The sequence below is a fragment of the Pseudomonas sp. NY15435 genome, from assembly GCF_048068295.1.
GTDB lineage: Bacteria > Pseudomonadota > Gammaproteobacteria > Pseudomonadales > Pseudomonadaceae > Pseudomonas.
Genome location: NZ_JBLUQA010000002.1, coordinates 475488 through 492830, shown reverse-complemented (window position 1 = coordinate 492830; position 17343 = coordinate 475488). Strand labels below are relative to the sequence as shown.

At 64.3% G+C, this 17343-nt stretch carries 13 protein-coding genes; 2 read left to right on the top strand and 11 right to left on the bottom strand.

The window, feature by feature from the left end; translation table 11 throughout:
- Positions 1-3: 3 nt before the first annotated feature.
- The 11 genes from ACNFH5_RS06385 to ACNFH5_RS06335 all read right to left on the bottom strand — a co-directional run bounded on the left by ACNFH5_RS06385 (position 4) and on the right by ACNFH5_RS06335 (position 14559).
- A complete protein-coding gene (locus ACNFH5_RS06385; RefSeq protein WP_416744828.1) occupies positions 4-4557 on the bottom strand; it encodes an alpha-2-macroglobulin family protein in 4554 nt (1517 codons plus the stop codon).
- A complete protein-coding gene (locus ACNFH5_RS06380) occupies positions 4554-5168 on the bottom strand; it encodes a DUF1175 domain-containing protein (protein WP_416744966.1) in 615 nt (204 codons plus the stop codon). The genes ACNFH5_RS06385 and ACNFH5_RS06380 overlap by 4 nt, the downstream gene beginning before the upstream one ends.
- Positions 5169-5182: 14 nt before the next feature.
- Positions 5183-6931: a DUF2138 domain-containing protein gene (locus ACNFH5_RS06375; protein ID WP_416744827.1), complete on the bottom strand. Its 1749-nt coding sequence runs from the start codon at positions 6929-6931 to the stop codon at positions 5183-5185.
- 38 nt (positions 6932-6969) lie between these two features.
- Positions 6970-7764: a YfaP family protein gene (locus ACNFH5_RS06370; protein WP_416744965.1), complete on the bottom strand. Its 795-nt coding sequence runs from the start codon at positions 7762-7764 to the stop codon at positions 6970-6972.
- Between the two features lie 187 nt (positions 7765-7951).
- The gene (locus ACNFH5_RS06365) at positions 7952-8893 is read right to left on the bottom strand and encodes an AEC family transporter (protein WP_416744826.1); all 942 of its coding nucleotides are present in this window, start codon (positions 8891-8893) and stop codon (positions 7952-7954) included.
- A gap of 69 nt (positions 8894-8962) precedes the next feature.
- Positions 8963-9397 carry a bactofilin family protein gene (locus ACNFH5_RS06360; RefSeq protein WP_416744825.1) on the bottom strand — a complete coding sequence of 145 codons (435 nt, stop codon included), beginning with the start codon at positions 9395-9397 and terminating at the stop codon, positions 8963-8965.
- An 18-nt stretch (positions 9398-9415) separates the two neighbouring features.
- The gene (locus ACNFH5_RS06355) at positions 9416-9781 is read right to left on the bottom strand and encodes a hypothetical protein (protein WP_416744824.1); all 366 of its coding nucleotides are present in this window, start codon (positions 9779-9781) and stop codon (positions 9416-9418) included.
- On the bottom strand, positions 9762-10721 hold the full coding sequence (locus ACNFH5_RS06350) for a M23 family metallopeptidase (protein WP_416744823.1): 960 nt from the start codon (positions 10719-10721) through the stop codon (positions 9762-9764). Before ACNFH5_RS06350 ends, ACNFH5_RS06355 begins: the two co-directional genes overlap by 20 nt.
- Before the next feature lie 191 nt (positions 10722-10912).
- Entirely contained in the window at positions 10913-12646 is a 1734-nt protein-coding gene (locus ACNFH5_RS06345) for an ABC transporter ATP-binding protein/permease (RefSeq protein WP_416744964.1), read from the bottom strand.
- Positions 12647-12717: 71 nt separating this feature from the next.
- Positions 12718-13278, bottom strand: a complete 561-nt coding sequence (locus tag ACNFH5_RS06340) for a response regulator transcription factor (protein WP_017518181.1) — start codon at positions 13276-13278, stop codon at positions 12718-12720.
- A 24-nt stretch (positions 13279-13302) separates the two neighbouring features.
- Positions 13303-14559: an ATP-binding protein gene (locus ACNFH5_RS06335; protein WP_416744822.1), complete on the bottom strand. Its 1257-nt coding sequence runs from the start codon at positions 14557-14559 to the stop codon at positions 13303-13305.
- A 230-nt stretch (positions 14560-14789) separates the two neighbouring features.
- Here ACNFH5_RS06335 and ACNFH5_RS06330 point away from each other — a divergent pair, with 230 nt between their 5' ends.
- Together ACNFH5_RS06330 and ACNFH5_RS06325 are read left to right on the top strand one after the other, a co-directional pair.
- Positions 14790-15506 carry an SIMPL domain-containing protein gene (locus ACNFH5_RS06330; RefSeq protein WP_416744821.1) on the top strand — a complete coding sequence of 239 codons (717 nt, stop codon included), beginning with the start codon at positions 14790-14792 and terminating at the stop codon, positions 15504-15506.
- A gap of 222 nt (positions 15507-15728) precedes the next feature.
- Positions 15729-17330 (top strand): ABC transporter substrate-binding protein, encoded by a 1602-nt coding sequence (locus ACNFH5_RS06325; protein ID WP_416744820.1) that lies wholly within the window; start codon positions 15729-15731, stop codon positions 17328-17330.
- Positions 17331-17343 lie beyond the last annotated feature (13 nt).

Here is a 17343-nt window from a genome sequence, read left to right as displayed (position 1 = left end):
GGATTACTGGACCTTGATCTTCGCCAGGGCCGGCTGCTGCTCCAGCGCCTGCTCCTGCGGCGCATAGAGGCGCTGGTAACGCGCCGGCGGGAGGACGAACTCGCCTTTCTGCGAGAAGCGGACCAGATGGCGGAAGCGCAGCTCGCCGCCCAGGGTATCCACAGGCACGCCGTAGAACAGGTCGCCGGGTTCGTTGCGAGCTCGCTCCAGGCTGGTCGCCTCGACACCGCCCAGACCGCTGATCTGCAGGCCCCAGGTGGTGCGCTCGACGTCCGCGCCCGGCGGCAGCGGCACTTCCAGCATGCCGTAGCGCAGGGCTTGCGCCTGCTCGGTGGTCAGAGTCACTTCGTCGAGGTACAGCTCGTCGCTGGACAGCGGCTTGTCGCCCAACGCCTCGGCACTGAAGGCGAAGGCGTCTTCGCCCGGCACCAGGCGCAGCAGGCGACGCTTGATGGTCACCGGCAACTGGCTGGCCGGCGCTTCGGCGCTGCGGAAGGTCACAGAAGCGTTGAGCGGACGCGACGGCGCGGCGCTCAGGTCCAGCTGCGCGGGCACCTCCTTGCCCTGCCAATGCCAGAAGGCATCGCCGGTGGTGCTGCGGCCTTCCTTCCAATCCGCCACCGGTTTGGGCAGCTCGGCAGCCGGAGCATCGGCCACTGCGCGCTGCATCCAGGTCAGCGCGAGGGCGCGTTCGATAGTGGACTGCTGCGGCGCCAGGCTCAGCAGCAGCGCGCGGGCGCGGTTGGCGTCCACGCTACCGCTATAGAGCTGCACGGCACGGGCGAACGGCTGATCACTGGTGTTCAGCTTCAGGCGTGCGCCATCCAGTTGCTTGGCGAAGCCTTGCGGCAGCGCGACCTTGTTCTGCTCGGCCAGGCTGGCCGTCAGCACACGAGCCACTGCCAGGCCCAGTTCAGAGTCCGGCCGGCCCATGACCAGGCTGTCGTCGCTGTCGAAATCGTTCACCGACTTCGCCGCCTCGCCGTTGCCGGCGTTCTCCAGATCGGTGAGCAGACCGCTGACCAGCGTCTGCACCGGCAACTTCATGTCGCGGGCAAAAGCCAGGATCAGCGCGCGCTGCAGCAGCGGCGTGGCGCTGGCACGCGCGGAGTAAAGCTCCAGCACGCGCTGCCAGTGATCCGGCGGCAGCTGGATTTCCAACGCGCGGCTGGCGTGCCAGTCGGCGTAATAGGCGTACGCGGTAAGGAAGGCGTCATTGTCTTCGCCGCCCCACCAGGTGAAGTACGCGTCCGGACCGGCCATCTGCACCAGACGCAGGCGGCTGGTCTGCATGATCAGGCGCAGACGGTCACGTACCCGCGGCTCGCCGTTCGCCAGCATCGGATAGGCGACGCTCAGCGGCAGCAGTTGGCTGGCGGTCTGCTCGACACCACCCCACGGATAGTCGAGCAGCGAATCGAGGTTGCCGCGCAGCAGGGCCTGGGCGCTGTCGTCCAGGCGCAGAGTGACATCGCGGGCATCCGCCGGAAGTTGCAGCGGAGTGTTCTGTGCGTTGACCTGCAGCGGCTTGGACTGCAGCACTTGCCAGCTGTCGGCCACCAGGCTGAAGTGAACGCCGAGGCTATCGCGAATCTGGCTGTCCTGGCGCAGCTCGACGGTCCAGTCACCCTCGTTCAGTGGCTGCTGCGGCAGGGCGATATAGTTGACGCCACGCTTGAGCTCCAGTGCCTGCGTCTTCTCAACGCCGTTGGCGCGGATCAGCAGCTCGGCCTTGGTGTCCTGCTCACCCTGGTTGAAGACGAACAGGCCGAGGTCCGGAGCGTCGCCGCTGCGGAAACGTTTCGGCCCGCTCCACTTCAGATACAGCGGTTTCTCGGAGCGGATGAACTGTTTCTTCTGGCCGACCTGGCCTTCGTCATCCATGGCCCGAGCAGTGATACGCCAGCGAGTCAGTGAGTCCGGCATGCGGAACTTGAACTGGGCCTTGCCGTTGGCATCGGTGACCAGCTCCGGTTCCCAGGCGGCGGTGTCCACTTCCTCGCGGCGCGGGCGCTCCAGCACCTTCACGCCACGCTCGCTGCGGTTGGCGCGACCGGGCGCGCTGGGTGTGCCAGGCAGTGCCACGTCGTAACTGATGAACGCGAGGCTGGCGCTGGTGCGCACGTTGTTGCGCCGCGGATGGTAGAAGAACTGGTCGATGCCCGGGGCGATCTCCGGCTGCAGCGCGTAGATCATCTCGTCCACCACACTCACGGTGAGATGGCTGGCAACGGGTTTGCCGGCGTAGCGGGTGTCGAGGTTGACGGTGACCGTCTCACCCGGCTCGTAGCGCTCCTTGTCGGTGCTGACGGCAATCTCCACCTGCGGCACGGCGACCTTGATGCCGGCGTTCTGGAAGCTGTAGTCACCGCTGCGGGTGTAGAGCACGGAGAAGGTCAGGTTCGGCGAGAACTCCGGCTTCACCGGAATGCGTGCGCGGTACTGCGTGGGGTTGAGCTTCTCCAGCTTCAGCCAGTCGCCGCCCTTGGACAGCAGCGCGGTGGCCTCGACCTTGTCGCGCTCCAGCGACAGCAGCGCATCATCGACCGGCTCGGGGAAGGTAATCAGCGCCAGCGCTTCTTCACCCGCCTGGTACTCGGCCTTGTCGAGGACGATTTCCACGGTACCCGGCACGGCTTTGACGCCATCGCCGCTGACCGAGTGGCCGGTACCGCCGAGCAGTTGGCCGGCCTTGTCACGCAGTTCGACACTGTAGGTGCCGGGCTTGTCGAAGGTGATGGCGAACTTGCCGTCGGCCACTGTGCCGTCGCCGCTGCTGCGATCTTCCAGGCGCAGCCAGCGGTAGGCGGTCGGCTGGATCTGCGTCTGTTGTTCAGCGGCATAGCTGAATTCGACTTTGTCACCAGCGGCGCTGAAGCGCTGCGGTGCGCTCACGCGGTAGCGCGCGGCGCCCCGTTCGATGAGGATTTCCTTGCTGGTTTTCACGCGATACGCGGCGCCATCGCTGGCGAACACGGTGAGCATGTAGCGGCTGGGTTTCTCCGCTGCCGGCAGGTCCAGCGCGGCGCGGCCCTGGTCGTCGGTGGTGATCTGTGCGCTCGACAGCTCCACGGGGAATTGGCCGAGGTACTGCAGTTCGTTGTCCACCATGGACAGCTGTTGCGCGCGCAGGCTCAGCTCCAGGCGAGCGTTGGCCACCGGCTTGCCGTCCGGGTAGAGCAGGATCAGGTTGCCCTTTACCGGCTCGCCGGTCTTGAAATCGGGCTTGGCGAGGTCGAGGGAAATCTCGAAGTGCGGCTTGATGTACTCGGCAACGCGGAAGGCGCTGCTGTAGGTCTGGTCGCGGTAGTCGAAGCGCAGCTCATAGCCACCGGCTACGGCGTTGGCTGGCAGCTGGAAGCGACCGTTGGTGCCGCTCTTGGCGTCGTACTTGAGGTCGAGCGTCTGCAACGTGGTACCGGCGGCATCGATCACCGACAGGCGCAGCGGCGCGCTCTGCGGCGACTGCGATTCGCGGGAGTTCTTGAACTCGCGGCCGACGATCTTCAGCGAAACCCAGTCGCCCGGACGGTAAAGCGGGCGGTCGGTAAAGGCATAGAGCTTGGTGTCGTAGATTTCGCTGTCGTAATAGAAGTTTTCGGAAACGAAGACGCCGCCCTCCTCGTCCTCACCAATCACGAAGGAGCGCTCGGGGCTGACGTGTTGCAGGCGCAGCAGGCCGTCGGCATCGCTGCTCCCGCTGCTCATCACGCCCAGGCCATCGGTCCACAGCACCTTGGCGCCACCCACTGGCGTGCCTTCATGCTTGCGCGCGGTCCACACCAGCAGCTCGTTGCCGGCGATCTTGCTCACCGCAACGCTGTTGGAGACGAACACCACGGTGGTCGCACGGTATTTGCCGACCATCGCTTCGACCAGGTACAGGCCGGGTTTCAGCTTGCCCAGCGGCACATAGACGTTGCCCGGGGCGACGTTGATGAATTCGCTGGAGGAGCCAGCCAGGGTGACTTCCTTCGGCGGCTGGATCGGCTTGGCATCCCACAGCGGATAGCGGAACTGGCTGACCATCGGCAGTCCGGGGATCGGCGCGTACTGCGGCTGCGCATCGTACGGGGTCGGCGCGCGCATGGCATTGCCCATCTTCAGCTCGGGCACTACCTCGGTGACCTGCTGACGCGACTCATAGGAGAAGGTCCGCTGCATCACCCGACGCGACTTGCGGTACCAGTTGTCCCACAGGTAGGCCAGGGTATTGGACAGCCCCTCGCCCTTGAACTGCCCTTCGGACAGCACGCGGTGCAGGTTCTTCTGGCGCTTGAGGAAGTCCAGCGGCTGGTCGATGCGGTAGACGCGGATGTCTGCGCCGCCGTAGGGCTCCATGCGGTAGCGGCGGTAGTCGCGACCGGGCGCTTCCAGGCGCACCTTGGCCACTTCGTCTGAGGCGAAGCTCGAGTCGGCTAGCAGGAAGAACGACTCGCCGGCCATGGGCGTGTAGCCGCTCGCCGGGACGTCGTCGTCCGCCTGCACGATCGCAGGCGCGGCGGCGAACAGGCCGGCGCAGGCCAGAGCAGCGACAATGCCGCGCAGCGCGCTCATCGGGTCAGGAAGGACAAGCGATAGACGCCGATAAAGTTGGGATTGGATTCGTCGGGTATCCATCGGGTGTCCTTCCATGTCATGAGTTGTTGCAGGCTGACCGAGCGCATGCCGTTGTCGGTCGCCGTACGAGTGCCGGTGTGATAAGCGATGTCGCGGCCCATCCAGATCATCAGATGCTGGTCATCGCCCTGGTCGAAGAACATCAGGTCGCCGGGGCGCGCCTGGTTGAGGTCGCGGCCGATGAGCTGGCTGTTGTATTGAATGAGTTTGATCGCGTTGACGTAGGGGCCGGTCTTGCCGCCCCCCTGCTGCCAGCTCTGCGCGAGATTGCGCTGCGCGTCGGACAGTTCCAGCTCCGGCGGCAGGTAGCGGTTGGACATGCCATTGGCGCGCAGCCACTTGGCGTCGTGCACCTTCAGCGCCTCGTTGGCGGCGAAGCGTACCAACCCTGCACAGTCCTGCTGGTACCAGCGCGGGTTCGGCCCACGGCGCAGTTGCTCCTCGGCAATACGCACGAACCAGGCGCGGAACACCTGGGTCTGCTGCGCATCCAGCGCCGGCTCGGTCGCATGCGCCAGCGTGGCGACAAGCAGACTGGCCAGCAGCATGAGGGGTTTGCGGATCACAGCGCCTTCCATTCCAGCGGCAGCCACTCCCACTCGCCGCTGGGCTCGCTGCCGGCCGGCAGGGTCAGGGCGTAGGAGCCGTTGCCGGCGAGGGTCTTCAGGCGTGGCAGGAGCAGCGTGTCAGCGGCGTTGCGGAACACCGGCTCGATGTCCTGCGGCAGGCTGTCGAGGGTTTCGCGCTGGAGCAGTGCTGACAGCGTCTTGGGCGCCAGGTAGGCGGGCACCAGAGCATCCTTGGGCAGTACGTCGGCCAGCGGCGGGAAGCGCTTGGCCAGGGTGTTGCGCGCCTTGTCCAGCAGCTTGTCGTCGATGGAGAAGAGCAGCGTGTTGCCGTCGCGCAGCAGGCTGACACGGAAGAAGCCATTGCCGCTGACCTGGTCGGGGTTCTCCGCCTCGCTGGCCGGGTACTGGCCGAAGCGCGAGCTGACCTGGCGTTGCCACAGACGACCTTCGCCCTCGGCTCGACTTTCAACCTCGAAGGCGCCGGCCTCCACGTTGGCCTCGTAGGCGCCGATCATGCTGCCGAAGAGCTTGCCCAGCTGCTCGTCCAGCTCGGGGCTGGCCGGCGCGTCGAGCTTCACCGCGAGCAACGGCGAGTGCAGGCGCGACTCCGGGTACCAGCACAGGCCGGCGGCACCGGAGAGATGCTCGGAGAACGCGGCGGCCATCTTCTGCTCGGCGCCGAGCTTCACCAGCATGTTGTCGTACAGGCCCGGCGTAACCGGCAGCGCGACGCACGCGCTGGCGCCCATGGGCATGGCCTGCCAGACGGGGGTGAAATCCAGGTCCGGCTGGCGGGCGACCTCATTGAGCGCCAGGTAGCTGTGCCAACCGTCCTTGCCCTGATCGAAGCGCACGCCTGCGAAGGTCGGGATGAAGCGTTGGTAGCCCATGGCGAGCACACCGGCACCCAGGGTGATGCGCTGCTTCAGCTCACCGCGCGGCTCCAGGGCGAAGTCCTTGGCAAACAGCGGTTCGCCTTCCAGCGCGGTGCCCAGGTCCTTGGCGATGGCCGCGTCGGGCTCGCCCAGGTTGTCGTAGTCCGGGTTTGGGAAGAGCATCTTCGGGTTCGACAACACCAGCATCTGGTCGCCACGGGAGACCAACAGCAAGGCCTTCTCGGCACCGTAGCGCAGGCTGTAGACCGGCGTGGCGCTGCCCTTCACCTGGATTTCCGAGACCTTCTTCAGTTGGGTGTCATCGGCCGCGACTTTGGCCAGCGGCTCCAGTACCTTGGCCAGCCCACCACGCTTGAGCACCACCATGAAGTCGCGCAGGCGGCCGTCGGCGCCACGCCACAGGGCGACCTGCGCCGGCTGGTCGAGCAACTCCTCGATCACGCTGTCCTTCAGAGTCAGGTCGTGTTCGTAGACGATGCGTCGCAGGGTGCCGGTCAGGCCCAGGCGGTCGGCGTTGTTCTCGTAGTAGAAGACGAAGTCCTCGGTGAGCACATCGCGCAGCAGCGGCACTTCCAGCAAGGCCTTGGGCAACTGGCTGAGAGAGGCGCTTTCGATCAGCGCGTCCGGGCGCTTGAGGTCGCGGACCACCTTCGGGCTCTCCGGCGCTTCCAGGGTGCCCACCGGCGCCGAGTGGAAGGCCGGAATCAGGCCGAAGGCCAGGGCCAGGCCACCGGCGACCAGGGCGGCGGCGAGCGCGCCGATGGCGATCAGCGGGCCACGGCGCGGAGCCTGTGCCGGCGGCGTAGGGGTACTGTCTTGGCTGCTGGAGGGCGTGTTGTCGCTCATGGATCGCTTGTCCCGTGTCATCCCTGCGAGGGGCGAATTCAGTAGTTGAAGGTCTTCACCAGCACCAGATCACCGATGGTGCGCATGGGCACCACGAAGGTCTCGCGCTTCTCGTTGACGGTATTTTCGTTGAACACCAGGTTGATCTCGGCGGTGATCACATCCTGCTCGTGATTGCCTTCCTGGAAGTTGTAACCCTGGCTGGCGTTGTAGTTGCCCCAGTAGTTCACATAGACCAGGTAGGTGCCATGCAGCGGCGCAGCCATGGTGAACATTTCCGGGCCGGGGCCATCGACGCCGTCCGGGTCGAGGCCGCCGCCGTTGCTCAGCCGCGGCCGCGCCCAGAAGGCATGCTGGCCGTCAGGCGTGACAATATGCAGGTCGAGCTCGGCCTTGGGGTCGTTCCAGCCCAGCGCCAGGCGGATGCGTGGCGCGACCCGACTGTTGTTGGCTTCATAGAACTGGATGCGCTTGAGGGATTTGCCCTCGGCACTGGCCACTTCGACGCTGTTGCTGCCAGCACCGAAGTTGTACGGGCGGACAAACTTGCCTTCGGCGTCGGTATAGAGAGGGAGCGGGTTGCCGTTGACTACCAGGCGCTGGGCGCGGTCGATACCGGCCACTTCGCGCAGATGGCCTTCGATCAGGCTGCGGCCACGGGAACCGCCCCGGTCGATGGGTGGCGTGGGATAGGCCACGCGAGGCACGCTGGGATCATCGGTCAGGCCGGAATAACGCCAGCCGGCGGCAGGGCTGGAGAGGTCCGCACTCGGCTCGGCAGCAACCGTCGCAGCCAGGAGACTGGCTGATAAAAAGAAGACGGCACGAACCATCCGACGCGTGAGCTGCATGAACATTCCTTGATCGTGCATAGCGGGGGAGCCAAATGTAACCGGTCTTGTCGACGCGCGGAACGGCGTTCGCGCGGCGTTGCGACATAGAGCGATCTTTCAGAAATTTCCTACAAGCTGAATCGCCATTTACCCAACACCAATTGGAAGAATCTCGACTTCCCTCGAGTCACATCCAGCCGCCCCACTGCAGGACGAAGATGCCGACATTGGTGGTCAGCGCCGCCACCAGGGTGGTGATGACGATGATCGACGCCGCCAGCTCGTGGTTGCCATTGGCCGCACGGGCCATGACATAGCTGGCCGCCGCCGTGGGGCTGGCGAAGTAAAGGAACAGCACGCCCAGTTCGGCTCCGCGGAAGCCCAATGCCCAGGCGACGGAGGTGCAGATCAGCGGCAGCCAGACCATCTTCATCAGGCTCGCGCTGATCGCCAGCCCACCGCTCTCGCGCAGCGAGGCCAGCGACAGGGTGCCGCCGATACACACCAGCGCCAGCGGCAAGGTCATCTGGGCGAAGTAGTCGGCGGAGGTCAACAGCCACTTCGGCAGGGCGATACCGAACCAGGAGAACGGCAGCGCTGCCAGCACACTGATGATCAGCGGGTTGCAGATGACGTTGCGCGCAATGCTCAGCGGATCGGACTTCATACTCGGGCTGTAGATCGCCAGCACCACCGAGGACAGCGTGTTGTAGCAGAGGATCACCAGCGCGGCGAGGACCGAGCCCAGCGCCAGACCATGGTCACCATACAGGCTGGTGGCCAGTGCCAGACCGATGATGCCGTTGTTGCCACGGAACGAACCCTGAACGTAGACGCCCCGCTCCGCGCGCGGCACCCGCCATGCGGCCCAGCCCCAGGCAAGCAGGAAACCCGCCAGGGTCGCCGCGCAAAAGTACAGCAGCACTTCCGGGCGCGCAGCGCTGTGCAGGTCGGAGTGGTAGATGCCGAGGAAGAGCATCGCCGGCATAGTGGCGTTGAAGACCAGCGCCGACGCTGTCTGGATGAATTCCGGATTGATCGCCCCGACGCGGCGCAACAGCACTCCAAGGAAAAGCATGGCGAAGACCGGAGCAGTGATGCTGAAGGTCTGGAGCAGGAGTGCGAGCATGGGGCGAAACGATCTGGGCGGAGGGGGCGACAATCATAGCAAGCTAAGTACCCACTGCGCCGGGGCAAATCAGGCTTCGACTTCCTCTTCGCGCACCGGAGCCGGCAGCTCCAGCGGCTTGGGGGCCTCACCGTCAGCCAGGCGGGTCAGCTTGCCGTCCACCGTAGCGCCGTTTTCCATGCTCAGTTGGCGATACTGGATATTGCCGACCACCCGCGCATTGGAGTGCAGCTCCAGCAGGTGCTCGACGTACAGGTCGCCGATGATGGTGCCGTCGATCAGCGCGTCGTAGCTGCTGACGTTGCCCTCGATCCGCCCTTCCGCGCTGAGCGCCAGCAGGCTGGCCGCGCCGGGCTTGTGACAGACATTGCCCTTCACGGTACCGAGTATCTTCAGGCCATCCTGAAACTGCATATCGCCAACCAGGTCCACATTGCCCGACAGCAGGCTGGAGAACTTGTCCACCGACACTTGCGGGCCTTTCTTCTTGCTGTTGCTGAACATCGCAATTCCTCGCGCGTACTACTTGCCAGGTTTCTGCTGGCGGTAGAACGCCTGCTCCGTCTTCAGTTGCTTGATCTGGGCGGACATCACGTCGATGCGACGCATCAGTTGGTCGCGATTCGCCATTTCTTCGTTCACTTGCAAGCGCTCCCTTTCCAGGGCCTCGCTCAATTCCTGGTTACGCGCCTCGAGTTCGGCGATCCGCTGTTGCGCCTGCTGGTCATCACCCTGGCGCATCCAGTACACGGCGACGGCGGCAGCCACCGCGATCACCAACACCAGCGCCACCCAGACCAGCCAGCCATGACCGCGGGGAACATGAGGCCGGTGCTCGGCATGCAGCAACTGACGGGTATCGAGTTTTCTAGTCCGCGGCCATGCCATCGCTGTCTATCTCCATCCCGCCCAGCGAAAGGAAGTTCTGCGGGTCGACGAACTCGCCCTTGAGCAATACTTCGAAATGCAGGTGCGCTCCCGTCGAGCGGCCGGTCGAGCCTACCGCGGCAATCTTCTGCTCCGGCAACACGACATCGCCGACCTTCACGAAGACTTTCGACGCGTGCGCATAGCGCGTGACCAATCCATTGCCGTGGTCAATCTCCACCAGGTTTCCATACGATGTATGCGGACCCGCGGCGATGACGCGGCCACCGGCAGCGGCGTGAATCGGCGTGCCGATCGGCGCAGAGAAATCCTGCCCGGAATGGAAGGCCAGGCGCCGATTGAAAGGATCGACTCGATTGCCGAAGGGCGAACCCAGGCGAGCGTCCTCCAGCGGTCGGCGCGCGGGGATGGCCATGAAATCGGCATTGCGCCGGGCGACCTGATCCATCAATTGGTCGAAGACACGGCGCAGGCAGCGGACGGATTGCTCGCTCTGAGTCAGGTCGGTGGCAGCGGCGGTACCGCAATCTCGCGGCGGCAACAGTACCCCGCCTTCGCCCTTGGTGCTGACCGGTTTCGGCTTCGGAATCAGCGTGGGGTCGAGCCTGGTGACCTTGCGGGTGATTTCCTGCTGGCTATCCACTGCCTTGAGCAAGTAGGCAGCGTCTTTCTCCAGCACCTGCAGGCGCCCAGCCAGCTCACCGACACGTTCGGCGGTGAAGCGCTCCTCGGAGGCATCAGGGGTGGTGGCCTCGGTGACCGTCACCACCGGTTGCACAGGAAGCCCCGCGGGCTGGCGGCCGATCCACAGCCCACCGGCAAACGCCGCGATGGCCAGGACGATGGCCATGCACGCGGCACCCAGCACGTACCGGCGCGTGTCGACCAGGCGCAGGTCCGAGCGGGTCAGGGCTTGCCGTGACGGGGAAAGGGATTTCATGGCGGTACCGTTGGATTGCATTCGGCCCGGCGGGGTAACCGCCGGGGTGCACAGGGTACCTGTTATTGAAAACTTCGCAGCGGCTAAACACTGAAAAATGTAAATAAATAAGAAGAAATCATCCCGTCTGAGAAGACTTTCAGATGTTTCCCACTAACCTGATCACAATATCCCAGTGAATCAAACTGCCACTACGCTGGCAAAACAGACTCGATCTCCTGCAAACGATGTTCCTCCAGACGCAGTTGGCGCGGATGGAATCGCTTCAGGCTTACCCGGTGGCCAATGCTGACCAGGGTGACGCCCGGCAACTGGTCTAGGAGCACCTGATAAAGGGCGGCTTCGTCGGTTTCATCCAGTGCGGAGGTAGCCTCGTCGAGGAACAGCCACTGCGGCGCATAGAGCAACGCACGGGCAATAGCCAGACGCTGCTGCTCGCCCGGAGAAAGGAGGCGTTGCCAATGGTCGGCTTCGTCCAGGCGCGGTATCAGGGAATCCAGGCGGCACAGGTGCAGCACCTGCTTCAGTTGTTCGGGATCGTGACGATCGCCCTGCTCCGGATAGCACAGCGCCTCGGCGAGCGTACCGATGGGCAGGTAGGGTTTCTGCGGGACGAACAGGCTGCGCGCCTCAGGCATCTGCACCACGCCGCTGCCGTAGCGCCAGAGGCCGCTCATCGCTCGCAGCAGGGTGCTCTTGCCACCGCCGGACGGCCCACCGATCAGCACGTGCTCGCCGGTATTGACTGCCAGGCTGGTGGGCTGCAGCAGCTCACGGCCATTGCCCAGGCTGAGGGTGAGGTTGTGCAGTTGCAGGTTATCGCCGGACTTGCGCACGTCGATATTGGCCGATTCCTGGGCGATGTCAGCCATGGCGCCGCGGAAGCTCAGTAGACGGTCACAGGTAGCGCGCCAGTTGGCGAGACTGGCGTAGGCGTCGATGAACCAGCTCAGGCCATCCTGCACGTTGCTGAAGGCGGAGTTGATCTGCATGAGTTCGCCCAGCTGGATCTTGCCGGCGAAGTAGCGCGGCGCGGCGACGACCAACGGGAAGATAATGGCGATCTGGGCGTAGCCGGAGCTGAAGAAAGTCAGGCGCTTCTGCACCTTCATCAACTCCCAGAAATTGCCCCAGACATTGCGGAAGCGCGTCATCAGCCGATCGTTCTCGTTGGCCTCGCCGTTGTACAGGGCGATGCTCTCGGCATTCTCGCGAACGCGCACCAGACCGAAACGCAGGTCCGCCTCGAAGCGCTGCTGCTGGTTGTTCAGGCTGATCAGGCGACGGGCAATGAGGTGGGTCAGCCAGCTACCGACCGCAGCGTAGAGCAGCGCGGCCCAGAACATGTAACCGGGGATGGTGATGCCGAACAACTCGATGCTGCCGGAAACGCCCCAGAGAATGACCGAGAAGGACACCAGGCTGACCACATTGCGGATCAGGCCCAGGCCCAGAGTCAGGGTAGTGTCGGTGAAGTTGTTGAGGTCTTCGGTCAGACGCTGGTCAGGGTTGTCGGTGTGGCCGCGTTGTTCCAGGCGGTAGTAGTTCTTGTCGCCGAGCCAGGCGGCGAAGTGCTTCTCCGTCAACCAGCGGCGCCAGCGGATGGTCAGCATCTGGGTCAGGTAGAGGCGATAGACGGCGATCAGAATGGCCGCCGCGGCGATGCCGCAGAAGTACAGGACCAGTCGGATGAAGGAATCGACGTCCTTGTTCTGCAGTGCGTTGTAGAAGTCACGGTACCAGCTGTTGAGCCAGACGGAGACGGCCACGCCGACCAACGACAGGGCGATCACCACGATCAGCAGCAACCAGGCCATCCCCTTCTCTTCGCTGCGCCAGTAGGGAGCGGTGAGTTGCCAGACTCGGTGGAAGAAGCGGCTGCGAACGGCATCGTTCGCGGCGCGGTATTCGGCGCTGTCGGTCATGGGGATGGGCTCGCACGGCTGTACATACAAAAAAGGAGCGCTCATTGGCGCTCCTTTGTGTTATCGATCGCTTAACGCCTCACCGGGCGCTTCTGCAGCTTACGTTGCAATGTGCGCCGGTGCATACCCAGCGCTCGGGCGGTCGCGGAGATGTTGCCGTCATGTTCGGCAAGCACGCGCTGGATATGTTCCCACTGCAGGCGGTCGACCGACATGGGGTTTTCCGGCACCAGGGTTTCCAGGTCCGCATGTTGCGACAGCAGCGCGGTCAGCACGTCGTCGGCGTCAGCCGGCTTGCACAGGTAGTTGGTGGCGCCGCGCTTGATGGCCTCGACCGCGGTAGCGATGCTGGAATAGCCGGTGAGGATCACCACACGCATCTCGGCATCGAGCTCGAGCAGCTTGGGCAGCAGCACCAGGCCGGAATCGCCGTCCATTTTCAGGTCCAGCACGGCGTAGTCGGGCAGATCTTCCTTGGCCATGGCCAGGCCTTCCTCGGCGGAGCCGGCGACCGATACCCGCAACCCGCGACGGGTCATGGCGCGGGCCATGACGCGGGTAAAGGTGGCATCGTCGTCCACCAGCAGCAGGTGGGGCTGCTCTTCGCCTTCGAACAGGATCTCTTCGCTCATGGTACTTCCTCGCGGGCGCGGCAATCAGGCCACGCCATAGCTTCTGGGCAGACGCAACTCCGTCAGAGTGCCGCCATCTTCATGGTTATACAACTTCACCGTTCCACCTGCGCGGGTCACGCTGGCCTGGCTGAGGAACAACCCCAGGCCAAAGCCCTTGCCCTTGGTGGTGAAGAACGGCTTGCCGAGCTGTTCGGCAATGGCCAGCGGCACGCCCGGGCCCTGATCGCGGATGCTCAGGCAGATTTCTCCGGCATCCCAGTCCAGGCGGATGTCCAGATCGTCCGGACAGGCGTCCGTCGCGTTATTGAGCAGGTTCAGCAACGCCTGGCTCAGGTCGGTCGGCGGAGTCATCCGCGGCGCCTTGCCCTTGCCCAGCGTCTGGTAGCGATAGCTCGCCTCGGGGCGCATCAGGTGCCAGCGGCGCAGCACCGATTCAACCCATTCGTTGGCGCCCTGCTCTTCCACTGCCTGGCGACGATCCGCTTCGGCGGCACGTACCAGGTGCTGAAGAGTAGTCTTGCAGAGCTTGACCTGCTCCTGCAGCAGGGCGAGATCTTCCTGCAACATCGGCTGGTCCGCATTGGTCTGGCGCAATTCCTTGAGCAGTACGCTCATGGTCGCCAGCGGCGTGCCCAGTTCGTGGGCGGCACCAGCGGCCTGGGTGGCGACGGCCAGCAGTTGCTGGTCACGCATGCCTTCCTCGCGGCGCTGGGCCTGCAGTTGTTCCTGCCGGCGCAACGCCTCGGACATGCGGGCGACGAAGAAGGTGATCAGTGCGGCGGCCAGGGCGAAGCTCAGCCACATCCCATAGATCAGCAGGTTGTCGCGTTGCCCCGCGGCCATCTCCAGCGGGTGGAACCACACCAGCAGCACCGTGTAGCTGGCCAGCGCGAGACCAGCCAGGGCGATGGTGTAGAGCCACGGCAGAGTCGCCGCGGCGATGGTCAACGGCACCAGGTAATAGGAGACGAAGGGGTTGCTCGACCCGCCCGAGTAATAGAGCAGCACGCTGTGGATGACCAGGTCGCAGGCCAACTGGACGGCGTACTCCAGTTCGGTCACAGGCCACGGGCCGCGCAGGCGCAGCGCGGTGCCAAGGCACAGCACGAGGGATACGCCGATGGTCACGCCGAGCGCGAGCCAGGGCAGCTGGATCAGCTGAGCCTTGTAGGCAAGCCCGACGGAGCCGGCCTGGGCGGCGAGCACGAGAATACGGATGAGCGTCAGATGCAGAAGGTTCTGACGACTGGCGGAAAGCTGGAAAACCGGTGGGCGCATGGTGAATTCCGGAATTTGCGCGAGTATAGCCAAGAGCCCCCTCCTCTTTATGCGGCATAGCGCCACAGCATACTCCAGCGCGCGCTGTGACGGCCGCCTCAGCCCGAAACAATTGGTGACACCCGCCGTTAACCCGAACTCGAACCATTCCTCGTCAAAGGGTCTGACAGTCCTCGCCACTGCCTCTACTAAGCTGTGGCCCGGACATTTTCTGGAGCAAGGAGTCATCCATGTCTGTACTGAAGAAACCCTTCACCGCCATCGCCGCCGCCATCGCCCTGTGCGCCACCAGCCTGGGAGCCCTGGCAGACGAACCTCGCTACAACCAGGTTTCGCTGCGCGCCGAGGTCAGCCAGGAAGTCGCCCACGACCTGATGCACGTGACCCTGTTCAGCGAAGGCCAGGCCAGCGACCCGGCGAAACTGGCAGCCGAGACCACTACCACGCTGAACGCGGCGCTCGAGCAGGCGCGCAAGGTCAAAGGCGTGACCGTCAGCCTGGGCAGCCGCAACAGCTACCCGGTGTATGACGACAAGGGCCAGAAGATCACCGCCTGGCGCGAGCGTGCGGAAATCCGCCTGGAAAGCACCGATTTCGCAGCCCTCTCGCAACTCACCGCCGACCTGCTGGGCAAACTGAAGATGGGCAGCATGGACTTCAGCATCGCCGACGCCACCCGCGCGAAAAACGAGGACGCGATGATGAAAGGCGCGGTGGATGCCTTCAAGGCACGCGCCCAGGTGCTCACCGACGCGCTCGGCGGCAAGGGCTACAAGCTGGTCAGCCTGAACCTGAACACCTCCGGCGCACCGCGCCCGATGCCGGTGATGCGCATGGCCGCCGCCAAGTTCGCCTCCATGGATTCAGCCCCGGCGCAGGAAATCGAAGCCGGCACCAGCCAGGTCACCGTCAGCGCCGACGGCACGATCGAGGTGCAGATGCCGTAACACCCGCGGCCTCTTCCAGCGCGGCGCCTTGGGGGACCGGGGCGCCGTCGCTCGACTGCACGGTTCCCATTGTCGAAATTGCGACATTCCCTTGCACCCGCGTCACAACTTCTACACTCATCCCCGCCAGCAGCTTGCGCCCGGCATGTGCCGTGCATAGTTTCACGCAACGCAGCTCACGAGGCTGCCCCTCGATGACAACCAGAATAAACAGAGGTCCGTATGCGTAAGAACGCCGTCATCCGCTCCATGATCGCCGCTGGGCTGATCGCCAGTGCCCCGCTCGCCCACGCCGCCAACAACCTCGTCTATTGCTCCGAAGGCAGCCCGGCAGGCTTCGACCCCGGCCAGTACACCACCGGCACCGACTTCGACGCCTCGGCCGAAACGGTCTTCAACCGCCTCACCCAGTTCGAGCGCGGCGGCACCCAGGTCATCCCGGGCCTGGCGGAAAAGTGGGATGTATCCGATGACGGCAAGACCTACACCTTCCATCTGCGCTCGGGCGTGAAGTTCCACACCACCGACTACTTCAAGCCGACCCGCGAGTTCAACGCCGACGACGTGCTGTTCACCTTCAACCGCATGCTCGACAAGAATCACCCGTTCCGTAAGGCATACCAGACCGAATTCCCGTACTTCACCGACATGGGCATGGACGCAAACATCGCCAAGGTGGAGAAGGTCGATGACAAGACCGTCAAGTTCACCCTCAACGAAGTCGACGCCGCGTTCATCCAGAACCTGGCCATGAGCTTCGCCTCGATCCAGTCCGGCGAATACGCCGACCAGTTGCTCAAGCAGGGCAAGGCCGCCGACATCAACCAGAAGCCGATCGGCACCGGCCCGTTCGTGTTCAGTCGCTACCAGAAGGACGCGATGATCCGCTTCAAGGCCAACCCGGATTACTGGAACAAGGGTGAGGTGAAGATCGACAACCTGATCTTCGCCATCAACACCGACGCCTCGGTGCGCATGCAGAAGCTCAAGGCCAATGAGTGCCAGATCACCCTCTTCCCGCGCCCCGCCGACCTGGAAGCGCTGAAGAAGGACGCGAACCTGAACATGCCGTCGCAGCCAGGCTTCAACCTTGGCTACATCGCCTACAACGTCCTGCACAAGCCGTTCGACAAGCTCGAAGTGCGCGAAGCGCTGGACATGGCGGTGAACAAGAAGGCCATCATCGATGCCGTCTACCAGGGCGCCGGCCAGCTCGCCGTGAACGGCATGCCGCCGACCCAGTGGTCCTACGACGACACCATCAAGGATGCCGGCTACAACCCGGAGAAAGCCAAGGAGCTGCTGAAGAAGGCCGGCGTTGCCGAAGGCACCGAGATAACCCTGTGGGCGATGCCGGTGCAGCGCCCGTACAACCCCAACGCCAAGCTGATGGCCGAGATGCTGCAATCCGACTGGGCCAAGGTCGGCATCAAGGCGAAGATCGTCACCTACGAGTGGGGCGAGTACATCAAACGCGCCAAGGGCGGCGAGCACGACGCCATGCTGATCGGCTGGAGCGGCGACAACGGTGATCCGGACAACTGGCTGGGCACCCTGTATGGCTGCGACGCAGTGGACGGCAACAACTTCTCCAAGTGGTGCGACCCGGCCTACGACAAGCTGATCAAGGATGCCAAGCGCACCCCGGACCAGGCCAAGCGTACCGAGCTGTACAAGCAGGCCCAGCACATCCTCAAGGAGCAGGTGCCGATCACCCCGATCGCCCACTCCACCGTGTACCAGCCGATGCGCAAGACGGTGCAGGACTTCAAGATCAGCCCGTTCGCGCTGAACTCCTTCTACGGCGTCAGCGTAGGCAAGTAAGGCCAGAGGCCGC